The sequence below is a fragment of the Methanomassiliicoccus sp. genome (assembly GCA_033485155.1).
Taxonomy (GTDB): Archaea; Thermoplasmatota; Thermoplasmata; order Methanomassiliicoccales; family Methanomassiliicoccaceae; genus UBA6.
This window is the reverse complement of sequence record JAWQJJ010000002.1, coordinates 451,404-469,658: the sequence shown is the minus strand read 5'-3', so window position 1 is coordinate 469,658 and position 18,255 is coordinate 451,404. Positions and strand designations below refer to the sequence as shown.

15 protein-coding genes and 1 other RNA gene are annotated in these 18,255 nt (G+C 55.6%); 11 read left to right on the top strand and 5 right to left on the bottom strand.

Translation table 11 applies throughout. The features are described from left to right. From SA339_05305 to SA339_05295, 3 genes are all read left to right on the top strand, one after another. Positions 1 to 1,560, top strand: a complete 1,560-nt coding sequence (locus tag SA339_05305) for a TrkH family potassium uptake protein (protein ID MDW5562626.1) — start codon at positions 1 to 3, stop codon at positions 1,558 to 1,560. A 66-nt stretch (positions 1,561 to 1,626) separates the two neighbouring features. After that, positions 1,627 to 2,910, top strand: a complete 1,284-nt coding sequence (locus tag SA339_05300) for a cation:proton antiporter (protein ID MDW5562625.1) — start codon at positions 1,627 to 1,629, stop codon at positions 2,908 to 2,910. Between the two features lie 378 nt (positions 2,911 to 3,288). After that, the gene (locus SA339_05295) at positions 3,289 to 4,965 is read left to right on the top strand and encodes a chloride channel protein (GenBank protein ID MDW5562624.1); all 1,677 of its coding nucleotides are present in this window, start codon (positions 3,289 to 3,291) and stop codon (positions 4,963 to 4,965) included. 92 nt (positions 4,966 to 5,057) lie between these two features. On the opposite strand, the gene SA339_05290 is transcribed toward SA339_05295, so the two are convergent. The 3 genes from SA339_05290 to SA339_05280 form a co-directional block, all read right to left on the bottom strand. Further along, entirely contained in the window at positions 5,058 to 5,354 is a 297-nt protein-coding gene (locus SA339_05290; protein MDW5562623.1) for a ferritin family protein, read from the bottom strand. Positions 5,355 to 5,618: 264 nt separating this feature from the next. Then, on the bottom strand, positions 5,619 to 5,789 hold the full coding sequence (locus SA339_05285) for a hypothetical protein (protein ID MDW5562622.1): 171 nt from the start codon (positions 5,787 to 5,789) through the stop codon (positions 5,619 to 5,621). Then, entirely contained in the window at positions 5,789 to 7,723 is a 1,935-nt protein-coding gene (locus SA339_05280; protein ID MDW5562621.1) for an alkyl sulfatase dimerization domain-containing protein, read from the bottom strand. Before SA339_05280 ends, SA339_05285 begins: the two co-directional genes overlap by 1 nt. 794 nt (positions 7,724 to 8,517) lie before the next feature. On the opposite strand from SA339_05280, the gene SA339_05275 reads away from it, so the two are divergent. Together SA339_05275 and SA339_05270 are read left to right on the top strand one after the other, a co-directional pair. After that, positions 8,518 to 9,003, top strand: a complete 486-nt coding sequence (locus SA339_05275) for a hypothetical protein (GenBank protein MDW5562620.1) — start codon at positions 8,518 to 8,520, stop codon at positions 9,001 to 9,003. A gap of 305 nt (positions 9,004 to 9,308) precedes the next feature. Then, positions 9,309 to 10,040 carry a hypothetical protein gene (locus tag SA339_05270; protein ID MDW5562619.1) on the top strand — a complete coding sequence of 244 codons (732 nt, stop codon included), beginning with the start codon at positions 9,309 to 9,311 and terminating at the stop codon, positions 10,038 to 10,040. Positions 10,041 to 10,063: 23 nt separating this feature from the next. On the opposite strand, the gene SA339_05265 is transcribed toward SA339_05270, so the two are convergent. Further along, positions 10,064 to 11,245 carry a glutathione-independent formaldehyde dehydrogenase gene (locus SA339_05265; protein MDW5562618.1) on the bottom strand — a complete coding sequence of 394 codons (1,182 nt, stop codon included), beginning with the start codon at positions 11,243 to 11,245 and terminating at the stop codon, positions 10,064 to 10,066. Between the two features lie 199 nt (positions 11,246 to 11,444). On the opposite strand from SA339_05265, the gene SA339_05260 reads away from it, so the two are divergent. The 5 genes from SA339_05260 to SA339_05240 all read left to right on the top strand — a co-directional run bounded on the left by SA339_05260 (position 11,445) and on the right by SA339_05240 (position 16,113). Continuing rightward, complete coding sequence (locus SA339_05260; GenBank protein ID MDW5562617.1) at positions 11,445 to 12,830, top strand: FAD-binding oxidoreductase; 1,386 nt, start codon at positions 11,445 to 11,447, stop codon at positions 12,828 to 12,830. A gap of 102 nt (positions 12,831 to 12,932) precedes the next feature. Further along, positions 12,933 to 13,730, top strand: coding sequence for a hypothetical protein (locus SA339_05255; GenBank protein ID MDW5562616.1), 798 nt, complete (start codon positions 12,933 to 12,935; stop codon positions 13,728 to 13,730). A gap of 327 nt (positions 13,731 to 14,057) precedes the next feature. Continuing rightward, positions 14,058 to 14,349: RNase P RNA component (gene rnpB, locus SA339_05250), an RNA gene on the top strand. A gap of 272 nt (positions 14,350 to 14,621) precedes the next feature. Continuing rightward, positions 14,622 to 15,095: a DUF835 domain-containing protein gene (locus SA339_05245; GenBank protein MDW5562615.1), complete on the top strand. Its 474-nt coding sequence runs from the start codon at positions 14,622 to 14,624 to the stop codon at positions 15,093 to 15,095. Positions 15,096 to 15,222: 127 nt separating this feature from the next. Then, a complete protein-coding gene (locus SA339_05240) occupies positions 15,223 to 16,113 on the top strand; it encodes a hypothetical protein (GenBank protein ID MDW5562614.1) in 891 nt (296 codons plus the stop codon). Here the strand turns inward: SA339_05240 and SA339_05235 are convergent, their stop codons facing one another. Beyond that, positions 16,114 to 16,332 carry a 4Fe-4S binding protein gene (locus SA339_05235; protein ID MDW5562613.1) on the bottom strand — a complete coding sequence of 73 codons (219 nt, stop codon included), beginning with the start codon at positions 16,330 to 16,332 and terminating at the stop codon, positions 16,114 to 16,116. Positions 16,333 to 16,456: 124 nt separating this feature from the next. Here SA339_05235 and SA339_05230 point away from each other — a divergent pair, with 124 nt between their 5' ends. After that, positions 16,457 to 18,223 carry an adenosylcobalamin-dependent ribonucleoside-diphosphate reductase gene (locus tag SA339_05230; protein ID MDW5562612.1) on the top strand — a complete coding sequence of 589 codons (1,767 nt, stop codon included), beginning with the start codon at positions 16,457 to 16,459 and terminating at the stop codon, positions 18,221 to 18,223. Positions 18,224 to 18,255 lie beyond the last annotated feature (32 nt).

The window sequence follows — 18,255 nt, the reverse complement described above, 5'->3', positions numbered from 1 at the left end:
ATGTCGAACTCAGGCGTTTGGAGAAGAACGTGGAAATCTTTCAGATTCATCCTTCGAAAGCACGGGATCACTAGATATACTGTCCGAGCAAGGTTGGCTCGAAGAGAGAATACCATCGCTTACCTGCTCGGCATGTTATTTTCATATCTTGCTATCGCCCTGATCTTGCCCCTCATCGTTGCGCTCATTTATAACGAAGATCCACGTCCCTGGATCTATCCGATCATCCTGTGCGCTTCTTTAGGCGCCCCCCTATTGCTCAGATTTGAGGCAGCTCAGTTCACCAGGCCGACCGCCGCACTTTTCGTAGTAACCATGGGCTGGCTGATTGCCATGGTTCTTGGAGCGATACCCTACATCATGTACGGGATGAGCATCATCGACGCCATGTTCGAGACCATGAGCGGCTTCACCACCACTGGCTCAACGATCATGCTGGACATCGAGGCGTGGCCTAACAGCATTCTGTTCTGGAGGAGCTTTTCCCAGTGGCTGGGAGGTGCCGGCATCATATTGATCTTCATAACCATTCTCCCAATGGTCGGCGTCGCCGGTCGGAACCTGGCCAAGAGCGAGTTCTCCGGTTTCGACATCCAGAACATCTCTCTGCGCATACAGGAGGAATCCAGTAAGTTCCACTACATCTACATGGCATTTTCCGGCATTATGTTCCTTCTTTTGCTGGTAACGGGGATCGGGCTATTCGATTCGCTCACTGTGATGTTTTCTACAATTTCAACAGGAGGCTTCTCGCCCCATACGCAGAGCATCGCTTACTACCATAATCCTCTGGTGGAGTGGATCGTCATTGTGTTCATGTTCTTGGCGGCAACCAACTTTTATCTCCACTTCCAAGCGTTCGTGTCACGGGACCGAAAAACGTATTGGCGGAGCGCGGAGTTTCGGTCATATGCTTTCATATTTCTTGCTGCAAGCGTGGCTGTGACCGCCATACTCTGGGGCCATGAGTTCGATGAGTTGGAGCCAGGGATACGCACTTCCATGTTCCAGGTCATCAGTTGCATGAGTTCGACCGGTTTCGCGACGACCGATTTTTCGCTCTGGAGCAGGTCTGCGATCTTTCTGTTGCTAGCCCTCATTGTGATCGGTGGATGCTCTGGCTCGACCGCCGGGGGCATCAAGGTCGTCAGATTTGTCCTATCCAGAAAGTTCATTTATTCATCGATCTACAAGACCGTTCATCCAAGGGCCATTTTTTCCATAAAATTGGATGGCCGCCAGTTAGGCGAGAATGTTGTATCTTCGATGATGGCGGTGGCTATGTGCTATTTGGCCACCGCTCTTCTTTGTTCCGTAGTCCTGGTCTTATTGGGGATCGATCCCACGACGGCCATCAGCGCAGCGGTAACGACCCTCTCGAACGCTGGACCGGGCGTCGGTCAGCTCGGGCCGATGGGCACGTTTGGTCTCCTGCCCGATCTGGCGAAATTAGTGTTAATATTCACCATGTGGGTCGGTCGACTGGAGTTCATTACCGTCTTCGCCGTCCTCACGCCCATTTTTTGGCGCGAAATGATAAGGTATCGGAAAGCTAAGTGAGGATGAGATGCATGCATCTTAAAAAGCCAGATAGTCATTTTTAATGGAAAAGGCATACCGTGGGACATGGCCGGAATCGAAGCGGCTGGAATTTTCATCATCGGAGGATTGGCGATCGTTACAGGGTACTTTGCCAATCTACTGTTCCGCCGCTACAAAGCACCGGATATCCTCATCCTCATGTTCCTTGGCTGGATCATCGGCAGATGGGCTTTAAGCTCAGCGGGGGTGGAAGTGACCGACCTGGTCAATTCTTTGATCCCTTTCGTTTCCTTGTTCGCGTTGTCGATCATCATGTTCAATGGCGGCCTTGAACTGAGCTTGATAGACATAGGGGTAGCAGGCAGGGACGCGGTGTTCTTGGCGCTGTCGATGTTCGCACTTGTCGTCCTCGTTCTTACTATGCTCTTCTTTCTTATGGGAATCCCGATAGAGATGGCTGCACTGTGCGGCGTAGTATTCGGCTCTACATCTGCGCCCACCGTCATACCCCTGATATCTAGCCTCAGATGCAGCACCCGGATCAGAGCGGTGCTGATTCTCGAGTCGGCGATTACCGACGTCCTTGTCGTAGGCATCGGATCGGCCATTGTGATCTATATGGCCACCCCTGGTACAGAACCACTGGACTCCCTTTTGAGCATGTTAAAATCCGTAGCTACGTCGCTGATTATTGGCTCGGTGATTGGGGTCCTATGGATCAACTGCGTTCCCAAACTGAAGAAGTATCGATATTTCTACATCCTAACTCTGGCAATGATCATGCTCATTTTTGGCGCATGCGAGTATGTTGCTCCTAGCGGTGGGTCGGTTATCGCCGTCCTCATGTTCGGACTCATACTCGGCAATGCCCATCACATGCCTAAATTCCTGTGCCACAGTCCAGAGAAGGATCTACTGGGGGAAAAGTTCAATGTGCTGAATGAGGAGGTTTCGTTCTTTATCAAGGTCTTCTTTTTCACATTTCTTGGCATGTATGTTGCCACTCTCCAAATTGGATTAGAGCTGCTGATATACGGCACAACCGTATTCTTCATTCTCGTGATCCTAAGGCAGTTGGTGGTCGCCCTATTCAAGATGAGGAATAACTGGGCCAGATCAGAGCTGCTATCGATAAGGACGATGTTTCCCAGAGGACTCTGCACCATAGTGGTTGCACTGTTGCCGTTCTCCCATGGCGTGGCAGATGGGATTGCCAAAGATACCTTGATGGGGATTGTGGCCTTTGTGGTCATCGCCTCGACCATTTTGACCTCTGCGGGTGCGTATCTGGTCGAGAGGCAGTTAGCAAGGGAGGATGTGCAGAAGAATGAGGAGTCCCCCTCGCCCCCTTTGCTGCTGGACCTTTGATTCCATGATCACATCATCGCCTATCCGAATGACATTTTCAATCGACATTATCGCGTTCTTCCGATCGGTGGGATCGTGTACTGGAAAATCAATAAAGGGTGATGGTGACGTCGAAAGCCCAAACATCCTTTTCATCAGATGCGGGCGATAGCCCATTGGCGATCGGGCATTGACGATCCGTGGGATGAACTGCAGAGATGATTATCCTAATTCATCCCCTATGGATCCAGTAAACCAGGAGGCCTGGTCGAGCTATGATGGCCTGAAGGCGAAAATGGAAAGATATATCCAGATAAATTATGAAGTTGTTTTTAATATCCATTGTTCGCTGCCTCGACTGGACTTGGGCTTCTTTGGGCCAAGTGCAACAATATGTCTATGACCTCAATTTCATTCATCGAAGGGTTGCATCGTTCTTTCGATGAGGACCTTGGCCCATATCTTAGAAAGTGGATTCCGATCAGCATAGCCGTTGGAATCGTTTCGGGGTTAGGAGCCATTGTGTTCCAGCTCCTGCTTAACCTGGTTTGGAACATCTCCTATGACTCTTATGTGATGCCTTGGTATGTCTTGCTGATGCTGCCTGCTGTGGGCGGCTTGCTAGCGGGCATTGTCATGATGCGTTTTGCTCCGGAGACTGCTGGGCCAGGCACTGATCATGTTATCAGCTCGATGCATCATGATGGCGGGAAGATCCGAGGAATCGTCGCACCCGTGAAGATGATCGCGTCGGCTTTGACAATTGGGACCGGCGGAAGCTCCGGAAACGAAGGTCCCATATCCCAGATTTCTGCGAGCATCGCCTCAACAATTGGGACGAGAATGAAGTTAAGTCGCTCCGAGATGAGGATTCTTGTTGTAGCCGGGATGGCCGCGGGCTGGTCCGCAGTCTTTCGAGCGCCGTTAGGCTCGGCCATTTTCGCCATAGAGGTCCCGTATAAAAATGATTTTGAAGGCAACGCCGCAATACCTTCGATCATCTCGAGCGTGACGTCATATTTGGTCTTCGTTCCGTTTGGGGGTGGTGGTCCGATCTTCTCCTCTGATCTGACCGATGTTCCCATAACGGCTGATCTGCTGTCGATAACGCTCATCTTGGGGGCGATCATCGGATTGATCGGGATCCTGTTCGTCTACCTCATGAAGCGGGTCACAGGGGTCTTTCGGGGTTCAAAGCTACCGCTGCCTGCGACGACATTTATCGGGGGCTTCTTGGTGGGCATCATAGGTCTCGAGTACCCGCAGATATTGGGGCTTGGTGAAGGAACGATACAGCTGATCCTTGGTGGAACGACTATTAGCATAGCTCTGTTGATTGGCATTTTACTGGCCAAGATGGTTGCCACTTCATTCACTGTTGGCTCAGGCGGAAGTGGTGGAATATTCTTCCCGTCATTGATCATCGGAGGGGCCATTGGCGGTTCGATCGCTCTTCTTCTGAACCTACAACCTTATCCTCTCTTTGTCCTCGTCGGAATGGGGGCGATGATGGCCGGGGTATCAAAAACTCCCATCGCCGCAGCTGTCCTAGTCACTGAAATGGTAGGTGGTTATGTAGTCCTGATCCCGCTGATGATCGCCTCCACCGTCAGTTACTTGGTTTCTGGAAAATGGAGCCTTTATGAAAGTCAGATCACTAGCTGCAGGATCGGGGTGGACTTCTCCACTCTTGGTGGGAAAAAGGTAAAGGACATCATGTCCAGAGATCCTGTCACAGTCTCGTCGACCGCTTCGAGCCGAGAGCTGATGGATATCGTCCGCACGCATCCGCACCACATTTACCCGGTCGTTCGAGACGGCAGGGTAGAAGGGATAGCTACCAGGGACGGCATCCTGGGTCATAAGGGTGAGCTGGGTCAGGAACAGGTTCAAACCGGATATCACACCATCGGCCCGGATGCCTCAGCCGTTGAAGCCTTCGAGATGATGGCATCCAAGAGGCTGTCGACCATCTTGGTGATCGAACCCTTGGGTGGCAGAGTGGTAGGAATCGTGACCAGGATAGATGTGTTCAATGCCATGGAGCATATGGACGAAAGGCATCATGCCTTTTAATGATGTTCCGTCCTGCACGCGATCACGGAATGATGATGAGGTTAGGGGGCGCTCCAAGCCCGCCGACGCCATTTCAGGCAGGACTTGACCGCTCAATTTCCCATGAGCTCTTTATTCTCTTTTACCGCCTCATGGTATATCTTTTCCTCTTCCGGGACGACTCTCGCCAGAAGGTCCCAGAACTGGCTGGCGTGTTTCTGCTCTTCCCGGACTATGTCCAATATAACCTTCTTAATCCCCTCATCCTCGATGCCTTCGGCCATCTGCTGGTAGATCTGTATGGCTTCATATTCGTCAGCAATGCTCAATCTTAGCGCGCGAGCGAGCTCATCCTTGGACAGCTTTCGGTCTATGCTCAAGACCGAATGAACGCTAGACAGGTCTGACATGTAGATGAGGTGGCTGCTTTCTTCATATCTATCTTTCGTTGGTCTTATTACAAGATAGCCGCCCTGGCAATGGTGCAGAAGTGGTGGACAAGGAAATCATATGCTTATTCGGGAGCGCATCGATGTCGTGCCTGCGCTCCAGCATAAGCTCCGCGCCCCCCTCGTCGTTCGGACTATTGATCAATTCAACAACGAATCGTCAACGCCTGAGATCGACTCGGGCTTGGGGCCGTTCTTCATCTTCTCGATCTCTTCTTCGACCTCCTAAACGCCTTCCGAGTAGAATGCTTCCTCGTCCGGGGACAGCTCCTTAAGCAGCCGCAGGAACTCTCCGGCATGAACCCGCTCCCCGTCGGCGATGTCTTTGAGGACTGCGGTGGCCAGCTCGTTATCGGTCGATTCGGTTGTCGCATATGATGGAATGATTTTCCACATCAAGGCGTCACAATGTTGAACCAGAACTCAAATGTATCCAGCATCGATAACAGCTCATTTAGTGCCTTCCCCCTGCCTTGAATCCTGATCTCTCCAGAGCGGATCTGATCATCCATCGACGATTGCCCTGCCAGCATTCTGATCAGTGACGCTCTCCTGAGCTCGATCGTAGCATCTGCATCTTCAGAGTGAACACCATACCGATGACTCAAGGCAGCATTATCGAGGATGAGCGTACATGGCTCATTGCTGTCGATGAAGGTAAGATTGAGCGTTATCTTCCTGCCCTCGGATTTTGGGCCATTAAGCTGCACGGCCAATGAGTCAAGCAAGAGAGGGATGCTTACAGATCTCATGAAGTCGTCGGGAATGACAGGTACGGGAAGCTGCATGACTCCGTCCCGCAGTTCCTTCGCTCCGGTAAGATAGAAGTTGCGCCACGGACCCGACTCCGCCTGGTAGCCAAGCTGCTCCAGTGCATCGGCCTGGAGCTCCTTCGCCCTTTGGTTAGTTGGATCGGCGAAGACCACATGGTTTACGATCTCGGCGACCCAGCGATATTCTCCTCTCTCGAAGGCGTCCTTTGCTTTCTCGAGCACGGACTCGGCGCCCCCCATGAATTCGACGTACTTGCTACCCCTTTCCTCGGGCGGCAGTTCGTGCAGATGGGCAGGATTGCCGTCGAACCATCCCAGATAGCGCACGTAGGTCGCTTTGACGTTGTGATTGAGAGAGCCGTAGTAGCCGCGGAAAGCCCAATGACGGGCCACTTCCTTTGGCAGCTCGATGTGCTCAGCGATCTCCACAGGAGTCAAACCGTGGTTAGCTAGCCTTAATGTCTGATCGTTGATGAAACGATAGCCGTCCCGGGCCTTGGTCAACATCTCCAGGACACGCTCGGTTCCCCACACTGGCCAATGATGCATTCCATACATCACCTCCGACCGACCGCCCCACATCTGTATCGTCTGGTCCAGATACTTGGACCATGCCAGCGGATCCCGGATCTTGGCCCCGCGCAGAGTGTAGGTGTTATGCATCGTGTGGCAACAGTTTTCGGCGGCGGTGACCGCCTTGAACTGTTCGATGTACCAGTGCATCTCTGCCGGGGCCTCAGTGTCTGGCGCCAACATAAATTCGAAGTCCAAGCCGGCAATGTTCATCCTCTGCCCAGTCTCGGTGATCAGATCGGTCGGGGGAAGCAGGCTCAAGGTACCGGAAGAAGTGGTCACGCCCAGGCCGGCCCCCACTTGCCCCTTTGGTCCAGGAGCCAGGAGATTGCCATACATATAGGTGGCCCGGCGACTCATGACATTGCCGGCCATGACATTCTCGGATACAGCCGCTTCGAGGAAGCCTTCCGGCGCAATTATCTTGACCTTGCCTGATTTCACATCGGCTTCATCGATCACTCCGCGAACGCCACCGAAATGGTCCACGTGGCTGTGGGAATGGATCACTGCTACAACGGGTTTCTTGGGCCTGTGTCGATAATACAGTCCAAGGGCCGCTCTTGCCGTCTCCACCGAGATCAGAGGATCGGCGACAACGATACCGTCATCACCCTCGAAGAAGGTGATGTTCGACAGATCAGCGGTACGAACCTGATATAGGCCATCGACGACCTTGAATAAACCGCCCTGTACGACCAGCTGGGACTGGCGCCACAGACTAGGATTGATTGTATCGGGGGCCTTCGCATCCTGTTCGATGAAGGAGAAGCGACCGAGATCCCAGACAATCTGTCCCTTCCCATCCTTGACCATCCCGCCATCTGGTAGGGGAGCAATGAAACCACGTCTTGCATCCTCGAAGTCCAGCTCATCCTCGAAAGGCAGAGACCGAAGGTAATGTTCATTTATGGCCTTGGTATCGGCGGTAGCATTTTTCGACCTACTCTCCAGCGGCCCAATAGTTTCCTCCTTCATCGCCATCTATGGTCACCATCTGGAACTTGGCTATCGAGAGGATAAAAAATTAACCGAGATATTCAATCGAACCCAATGGGGCAGCGGCCAACAACGGGACGATACCGCGAGGGGACCGGACGGATCTAGTGACCGGGATGGGGTGGGAGAAGGGCGAAATGAAAGAACCCCCGGGAGGGGGAGATTGGTAAGGGGTTTTGGAGGCAAAGCTGGCGTATTACTCAAGTGTCTTCCGACCGAGAGTGATGTCATGCAGTTAGGGATTCTGTATGTTCCGAGGTGAGCTTCCTACTTACAGTCATTCGGCCGGAAGACAAATTAGCATACATCACTTCTAATATCAATCTTTTGTCCATATTACGTCGCTTCTGATAGATGTATATCTATAACGGGCATTCGCACAACACGTCGCCCCCCATGCTTCCGTGTCACGACACGCACTCCTGCCTGCTGATAGTGAACGTTTATTACGAGGAGGCAAAAAAAATGAAGTGTTTTCAGAGATCGGTGGATCTCATCTCCCTCTCACCAATCTAGGATACAGAGGCTGTATGGCCAGCTCGAATAAGGGCCAGAACGGTACGGGGACAAAGCTTGGGGCGATGGACACGAGGAAGGGGATAACATGGGACGCGTCAGTGATCTGGGCGATATGAGTCCTAGTTCCAATACCAACAAGAGGTCAGCATAGGATCAACATAAAGTTGCGATCGATGAACGGAGCGTTCGTACCCTGCCTCGACCTGATCCGTGATCCGCCCTTTTTATAGGGCCAGGTCGATCCTGGCATGGGTAACAAATTGACTGGAACGAAGATACCGCGTCCCAAAGCCGTCAAGGCTCTGATCGTTTTGGAAGTTCTCTTCGGTGCAATGGGCATCATCAGCGGCATCCTGTTGATGTCCGACCCGAGCGGCGCCCTGATCGGATTCCAACACGCCATGGCCGAGAAGATACCCTCCCAAAGTTTTTTCCTGGTCGGCCTGTTCCTCTTCTTTATCTACGGGCTGTATCCCCTGTTTCTCGCCCACGGCGCTTGGACCAGAGGAGAGCTGTTCTTCAGCGAGATCAGTAAGGCAGGCGGCATCCATTGGTCCTGGCAGGGCGGGATCGCCCTCGTGGCCATACTTATAGCATGGCTGTTCATGGAGAACCTCCTCATCGGACTGGACTATCCGGCTACGTATATGACCATCGCCATGGGCTTAGCCATCTTCATCGCCTTGGTCATGCCCTCGACCAGGAGGTACTTCTCTGTGTCGGCCGGGACAGGTGACGAGCGCTAGACCCGCACTATTTCCAAAGGAGGGAGCAATCCGTTGGTGGTCCGTAGGGTCAACTCTCTTCCCGGCCATCAATCCCTTCGATCCCATCATGCTCGTTCCATTGACAATGCACTTGACTATCTAGGTGCATGGTCGGCATTCTGTCTAGACTGTCAATCTCACGGACATGATTGTCCTTAGGAGTATATGCCCGGGGACCGCTGGATGAACGGGGCTGTTGAGCCCTCGCTGTAAAAACAGGCTGGGCCCCCTATGCCACCGAGATACGGAAAATAATTATGAACAACGGACTGGAACGTCAGGTCATGACCGAATCCGAACTCCTCTGCCCCGTGTGCGGGGAGCGACTGGAGAGCGATGACGCGTCACTGCTCTCATCGACCATGAGGACACACTTCGCCGCCTCTCACGGGCTGATCCGCGAGGCGCCCGCAGCGCGGGCCGACAGGATGGCGAGGGCCCGAGATGGCGGCGCTGCACCGATCTCCGAACAGCCCTTCTCCGATAGCGGACTGGGGATGCCCATTTCTCCTGACCCCTCTAGCCTGCAGACGACCGGGAACCCTCGAGCGGCCGCCGCCGATACCCGCCGAGGGTTGGGGAGCCATCAGAGCACCTCCTCGCCGGGAGGAAAGCTGTCCGAGGGCGTGGACTGGCTCAAGGGCGTGATGAACCTCAAGACCTCGACCCCGACCTCCACCCCATCGCCACCGACCAGCAACCTCGTAATGGAAAAGGCCAATTATCGCTTGGGGATGGACGACGGCATGGACGTCTCGCCACTACGCGGGGACCTGGGCCGACAGGAGGACCGGGACCGCCTGCTGCTCACCGGACAAGGCGCAGGAGCAGTCAAGACCGCTCCAGGTATGCCCCCGACGGTTTCGTCAGAGGTAAAGGCGGGAGAGATCGGAGCGGAATGTCCAGTGTGCGGGACCATCATCCTCAGTCGGCAGATGGAGGGACTCAATCGCCTGATGCGGGATCACATGCGCAGTGACCATCCACAGCTGATGGAACAATCACTGCGCGTCTGACCGCAATGGCCAGAACGCTCCCTTCAGAACTTGATCACCGCCTTGGTGATGTTATCCCGCTTGTCGAACTCTTGATAGGCCTGGGCCGCCTCGGAGATGGAGATCCGGTCGCTGACGATGAACGAGGGCTTGGCCTTTCCGTTGGCGATCAGATCTCGAAGGTAGGGCTGATAGTTCTTCACTGGAGCCTGCCCAGTACCGATGGTGATCCCCTTTGTCCACATCATACCGAACGGGATGGCGAGAATGCCCTTCTTCTCCAGCTCGTTCCTGGCCTGAGGGTCCTCCTTCATGTACACGCCGATCACACCCAGATGGCCGGCCGGGTTGATCAGCCTCGCCAGATCGCTGAGCACCTGGTTGGGATTGAACTGCTGAGGGTCGGCGCGGTCGTTGGCCTGGTAGCCGACGGCATCGATGCCGCACTCCACCCCCATCAGCTTCTCCTCGGGATGGAGGGATTTGCTCACCACCGCGGTGCCCTGTCTGAGCTCCATGATCTGCTTCACCGGATCGCCCTCAGTGAAGTTGATCGGTATGGCTCCAATTGACTTCGCTAGCTCAAGCCTCTTCTCCGATCTATCCACCACGTACACCTCGCTCGCGCCCTTCAGAATCGAGCAGTACGCCGCCAGCAGCCCGACCGGACCGGCACCGAAGATACCCACGGTACGACCCGGCGCAACCATGGCCATCTCCGTGGCGTGGTAGGAAGTAGGAAAGATATCGGCAAGGAGCACGTAATCGTCTTCCTTTTCGTCACCCGGCTTGCCTGGTAGCGGTAGGCATGCCCAGTCCGCCTGGGGCACCCTCAACAGCTCGGCCTGACCGCCCGGATAGGGACCCATCTCCACATACCCGTACGCCGCCCCCGCACTGGCCGGATTCATGGTGAGACAGGCGCTGCTGTAACCCTTCAGGCAGTTCAGGCAGGTGCCGCAGGCGACGTTGAAGGGCATGACCACTCGATCACCCTCCTTAATCATCTTCACACCCTCCCCGACCTCCTCCACTACACCCATGGGCTCGTGGCCAAGGATCATCCCCGGTTTGGCCGGAGTATGCCCATCATACATGTGCAGATCGCTCCCGCAGATTGCGCTTGTTGTCATCCTGATAATCGCATCGTTAGGTCCCTCTATCCTGGGGTCTGGTACCTCCTTGACGTCCACCGAACCCGGTCCATCGTACACAACAGCTTTCATAGTCCTATTGGTCCTCCCCCGGAGGGGGAAGTCACGTTCCCATTGCTGGGTATTTCCACTTTCGCTATCACCGGAGCGATGGGGTCGAGGGCGGGACGATGGTCGGGCGGCCGACGGCGGGACCGGATCGCACCCTCAAACGGTACGATTGAACCGTTCATATCCTTCCATATACGTCCAAATATGAGATGATGCCAAAATGGATCGGATGGTCAACGAACTTAGGGGGAGCACACTGCATCGGACGCAGGACGAACTAGCCGGGATAAGAGGTGAGGTCCTCCGTCCAGGAATGATGGCCTACGATCGAGCGAGGGCATTATACAACGGCATCGTCGATCGCCGCCCCGCCATGATCGTGAGGTGTGCGGGGTCCGAAGATGTCGTCCGCTGTGTTCGCTACGCCCGCCAGAACGATGTTCAGGTATCGGTGCGAGCAGGTGGTCACGGAGTCGCTGGAAACGCCCTTAACGATGGTGGACTGGTGATCGATCTTACCGCCATGAGGGGGGTTCTCATCGATCCCACTGAACGGACGGCCAGGGTAGGAGGTGGCGCCCGGTGGATGGATCTCGACCCCGTCGCCCAAAGACTGGGTCTTGCCACCACCGGAGGGAGGGTATCCTCCACCGGAATCGCTGGCTTCACCCTCGGAGGAGGGGCCGGTTGGCTCATGTCTCGCTTCGGCCTGGCGTGCGACAACCTCAGGGCAGCGACCCTGGTCACGGCCGACGGGGGGATGGTAGCGGCCAATGATGACGACGAGCCGGACCTGATGTGGGCGCTGAGGGGGGGTGGCGGGAACCTGGGAGTGGTCACCTCCTTCGAGCTCGCATTGCATCCCATCGAGGTCACCCTGTCCGGCCTGCTCCAATGGCCCCGCTCGCAAGCCCGTGAGGTCCTGCGGACATTCCGCGACCTGGCCATGGAAGCACCGGATGAGCTGGGCCTCGTGTTCGCCTGCGTGACCGATCGGGGAGGACGGCCGGCCATCACTGTCACGGTCTGCTGGACGGGCGGACTAGAGGAGGGCGAAAGGTGCCTCTCTCCGCTACGCTCCCTCGGTCCCCCGGAGGTCGATACCATTGGGCCGATGCCCTACGACAAAGTACAGAAAATGCTGGATTACACAGGCGTGTGGGGATCCCGCAACTACTGGAAATCCGGCTACATCCCGCAACTGACAGATGAAGCTATGGATGAGTTGGTGGCAGGGACCGATGCCATGCCCTCCCCCCTCTCCGCCATCCACCTGTGGGCTCACCATGGCGAGGCTAACAGGGTACCCGAGGACGCTACAGCCTTTCCCAACCGCGGCTTCCCCTTCAACCTCCACATCATCGGGGCCTGGACCGACCCCCGTGATGATATGGGGGGCATCGCCTGGAGCCGGGAGTTATACGAACGCATGCGGCCCCATTTCTCAGACCGCAGTTATGTGAACTTCGACGATCTCAGGGAGTCTGCCAGAGTGGTCAGCGCCTACGGGTCCAATTACCAGAGGCTGGTCGATATCAAGACAAGATATGACCCTGATAACATGTTCCGTTCCAACCAGAACATCAAGCCCCGTCCGGCGAGGTAGCCGGGAGAAGGTTTCTACTGCCGTATAATATATTTCATTATTGATAGAATCAGTATCTCAGCAAATAAGGCTTAGATACTTCCTAGGGAAGATTAGGGCCTCATGGCAACGGAATCGTTGCGGTGCAGCAAGTGCAGTAAGCCCTTCGTCAAGATGAGGGCGGCCAACGGTGTCAGGACAATCTTGAGCGTGATCACCATGGGCATCCTTTTCCTCGGCATCATGGAATTCGCTTGGGAGGAGCCGCTGTATCCTGGGATCACCTTCGCCAGCCTTAACACGATGATCGCCGCCTTCGTCGTGTTCGTGCTGGTGAACGTCGCCGCGGACCAGACCATCAGGGACGAGAAGAAGAAGCGCACGGTGAGCGGGAGCTTGTTGTGTGACGAGTGCAAGGTGAAATACAACGCTGAGGTCGAGCAGAAGAAGGTCGACGAGCAGAACGAGCTTCAGCGGTGGATCGCCGAACTGGAAGCGATGAAAAGCAAGGATCCCGCACTTCGTAACATTATCGTGGAATGGAGCACTGCCAATGCCGGAGCGACCCCCGACCGCGGGACCGTGGGCGAGTTCCAGACCGCCATGAACCTGGAGAAGGCTGGTAACTACGAGGGGGCGGCCCAGATCTTCGAGAGACATAAGCTGTGGACCTACGCGGGCAAGGCCAGAGAGAAGGATCGTGTACAGATGATCAAACATGTCACCGTGGACATGAACCAGCTGCTGGAGCAGATCGGCACCAAAGGTCTAGCCATTCCCTACAAGTGCCAAAACTGTGGGGCAGGCATTACCATCGACAAGAATTCCAGCGCATCCGGCCTAAAATTTTGCTCGTACTGCGGGACGGCTTACAACATCGAGGACATGTCCCGGATCGTCCAGGAAGCCCTGGCGATTTGAAGGCCCGGAAGGAACGCCGAGCGGTAGGAAGGACGAAGAGACCCTCGCTCGGTTCAAACCACACCCTCAATTCGTAACCGATTATAGATCCCTTCATCTCGTCCGGCCTGCCGTTCCCTATATATTATATCTGATAATATATTATGATAATTAGAATAATAGAATGCATGAAATGTCGGACATCAATGTTATATAATCACAGAATATGTCCGACAATTGTCTGTCATACGCTCGCGCAGCGGAAATTATACTAATTTGTAAATATATACATAAGTCCTGGCACCTGTGAGAATGTTATTATATGTCCTTGGCTTAGGAAAGGGTGTCAGGAGAGGGAGGGCGGCCGACGGTAGGGTCACAACCCAGCTGAGGAAGGTCCCCCCTCCACGAGAAAGGTGGGTCGCGCGAGCGGCCTGGTGAGAGCCAGGGCAAGGGCCCAGAAACGACACAGCCATGATCAAGGATGATCTGCCTGGCAGTGACGCTGGTCATGGATTTGGTGAAACGGCGACTCCCCACCGGAGCAAGCCCAAACAGTCGGGATGACGGCTCAGGACCGACGGGTAGGGTGCTTAGTTGAATGCTGCCTGAAACAGAAGGGGGCCTACTACCCTCACCTGACACTTTTTCCGTCCATATTTTTTTGTACCCATTTTTACATCCACTACCCAGCATTCGGTGGTAGAGCATGTTATTATCGTTATCAATAAGATTAAGTTTCTATTGATACGTTCACTTTTTTGACTATGCCAGATTTTATTTACGTATTAATAAAGTGTAAAATCACGCTCTTACAGCGGCGTCATTATCACTTTTTGATAATTACTAACGGGCAACCAACTAATATTCACACGCGCTCATGGAATTAGTCCTGATAACGGAGGTAACCAAATGAAGCTGTCCAAGGGGAAGTTCTATCTGTTCGAGGAGCGCGTACCGTTGAGGACTCACCAGGTCCTCAGAAAGGAACTCGATAAGGGTCGCAAGGCACTCTACATATCCAAGAACCCGCCCCGACTTCTCAGGAGCCAGCTCGATTTCGACGAGCAGATGCTGGAGACCATGTGGCTGAGCACCAGGCCGAACCCCGAGTGCATCCCGCCGATGAACCTCCAGGCGTTCGAGAAGTACATCAACAGCTTCCTATCCGACAACAAGGAAGGGATCATCGTCCTCAACGGCCTGGACGTCCTGGAGATGTGGAACGGATTTCGTCCGGTCCTTGATGTGCTGGCGAGGGCCACCGGCAAGGTCAACGAGGACGGAAGCAACCTGATCATCAGCCTCGATCCCCGCAACCACTATCCTCAGAAGCTGGAGAAGCTTGAGCATATCTCCGACGAGGTAGTGTCCAGCTACGCGTAGGCAAACCCATTCCCTTCGCCCCGTTTTACTGACCTTCTCATTCGTGCCATCACCATTCTTACGCTGACCAGGGACTGGGGCTGCGCTATGGCCAACGATTAAATGCGGCTCGAAAGATGACGTAGCCATGGACCCCCGCCTATCTGAGATCGCGGAGACCCTGGCCCGTGATGCCGCGTCCGGGGCCGCAGGAATGCACGCATCGATCCTCAACGGCCTGCTGTCGATGCCTGAGCAGGACCTAGTCACCATACCGGCCCCGGAATGGGAGGATTTTGCCGTGGCCATCCACCGCGCCAAGCCAAGCATTGCCCCGGTGTTCAATGTTGCCAACACCATCATGCTGATGACGGCTCAGGGGGCAGGAGGTCCAGCATCCCTGAGAAAGGCGCTATCGGAGGCGCTGGAGCGGGAGAAAGGAAGCGGCATGCGCATCGCCGAGCACAGCGCCAGGCTCATAAAGGGTCGCTGTTTCATGACGACATCCTACTCCGCAACGGTGGCCCAGGTGCTCTCGGCCCTGGCTAAGGATCGGGAAATTAGGATCACAGTAGCTGAGTCCACGCCCGGAGGGGAGGGGCGTCAGTTCGCCAAGGTCCTCGCGGCGCAGGGCATGGAGACCGAGGTCATCTACGATTCCACGGTCTTCGCGAGAATGGGGCACCTTGATGGAGCGATTGTGGGGGCGGACTCGGTCACCGCTTCAGGCCTGGTGAACAAGGTGGGCACCAGATCCCTGGCGGAGGCAGCGGGGGCTTATGAGCTCAAGGCCTATGCGGTCTGCGGGTGGAGCAAGATATGTCCGGTGGTCCTATCCGACCTGTCGACGTCCACCAAGACTCTGGGCGACCGGCTCACTGAGCATGTGCAGGTCTTCGAGAGCTCCCCCCTCGAGCTGTTCTCGAGCATCATCACCGACCAGGGGGGGCTTACCTCGGCCGACCTGCGCAGGGAGCTGAAGGTGAGAGAAGTGGCCCAGGCCTGGTACTCCCGAGGTATCCTCCAGAGAACGGACTGATCAACACGAAGAGTGTTTGATGGCGCCGCGGGGGCAAGCGTCCACGCACTGGCAGCACTCTATGCACTCATCGATCCTTACCGGGACGGCCTTCCCCTCGACCAGATCATAGACGTTCGTGGGACAGACATTGATGCAATCCTCTTGAGCATCGCAAAGCTCCTGGTCTACCTCGATGGTGAAGCTGTTGCCCGAGTTCTCGTATTTCTTGACGGTCATGGGAGATGTTCTCCTTGCGAACAGATACGGGCGGGTACTCTATAATAGAATATTGAGGCCGCCGTCTTCCCCGCCCGACGATCTCGAGATAGGGATATAGCTCCCGATCATCTATCGTAGATCGATGCCCGATCTACCATCGTTCTCTCCTAACGCCCTCCAGGTCCTGGAGAGACGGTATCTGAGTAAGGATGAGAACGGAAAGGTCCGAGAGAGCCCGGACCAGATGTTCAGGAGGGTATCATCCAATATCGCTGCGGTGAGCGAGCGGTACGGGGACCGAAGGAACGAAGAGAGGGAATTCTACAACGCCATGCGGTCGCTGGAGTTCCTTCCCAACTCCCCGACCCTGATGAACGCCGGGACCAACCTCCAGCAGCTCTCCGCCTGCTTCGTGATCCCGGTCCTGGACTCGATCGAAAGCATCTATGATGCTATCAAGTTCGGGGCGGTCGTGCAACAGACTGGGGGAGGAGTGGGGTTCTCGTTCTCCCGCCTCCGACCGGAGGGCGACGTGGTCCGCTCGACGGGAGGGGTCGCTTCCGGACCAGTGTCGTTCATGAGGGTATTCGACGCCGCCACCAATGCTATCAAACAGGGGGGGCGGCGTAGGGGAGCGAACATGGGGGTGCTGAGAGTGGATCACCCCGACATCGAGAGGTTCATCGCCGCCAAGGACGACCTCTCCTCCCTGCCGAACTTCAACCTCTCGGTGGCGGTCACCGACGACTTCATGGCCAAGGCGGTGAGGGACGAGGACTACGACCTCATTAACCCCCGCGATGGCCGGAAGGTCAGGACCATCTCCGCCTCCTATGTCCTGGACCGCATAGCTGCCTCGGCCTGGCGGGGAGGGGACCCCGGAACGCTATTCATCGATACGGTGAACCGCAATAACCCCACTCCTCAGCTGGGGGCTTTCGAAGCCACCAATCCCTGCGGAGAGGTACCTCTCCTCCCATTCGAGGCATGCAACCTGGGCTCGGTGAACCTCGACCGCATGACTGAGGACGGGAGGGTGGATTGGGACCGGTTGGCGAGAACGGTGGACCTGGGGGTGAGGTTCTTGGACAACGTCATCGATGCCAACCGCTATCCCCTGCCCCAGACGGCCGAAGTGGTCCGAGGCAACCGCAAGATCGGCCTGGGGATCATGGGTTTCGCCGATCTCCTTGTTCGATTGAAAATCACCTATGGCAGCCCCCACTCACTGGAACTGGCCGACCGGCTCATCGAGTTTATTCGACGGGAGGCGGAGCGAGCATCAAAGGCTATCGCCGAGTCCCGGGGCAGCTTTCCGAATATCGAGAGGTCGACGATCACGGGACCGCAGCGCAACGCCACTCTACTGTCCATCGCGCCCACCGGTACGATAAGCATGATCGCCGGATGCTCGTCGGGGATCGAACCATACTATGCCGTGTCGTTCGTCCGGAACGTGCTGGAAGGGCAGCACTTCGTAGAAATCCTCCCTCTCTTTCTGGAGGCGGCCAGGGAGGGCGGCTTCCTAACCGACGAGTTGCTGGGGAAGCTCTCGTCCAGCCCCTCGGCCCAGCACCTGGCAACGATCCCGGAGGAGGTGCGACGGCTGTTCGTTACCGCTCACGATGTTCCTCCAGGTGCGCAGGTCGAGATGCAGGCGGCCTTCCAGAGGCGAGTGGACAATGCCGTCTCCAAAACTATCAACCTGCCTGCCGGCACTCCCTGGCAAGAGATCCGTCAGATCTTGGTCCACACCCACCGCCGGGGGTGCAAGGGAATCACTGTCTACCGGGAGGGTTCCAAGCCAGGCCAGGTATTGACTGCTATCGGGGACGCTCGCTCCTGCCAGGTATGCGGTCGCACCCTTCACGGAGAGGAAGGAGCGATGCAATGTGATACTTGCGGATGATAATGTACAATATTATACAACGTTACGCATAG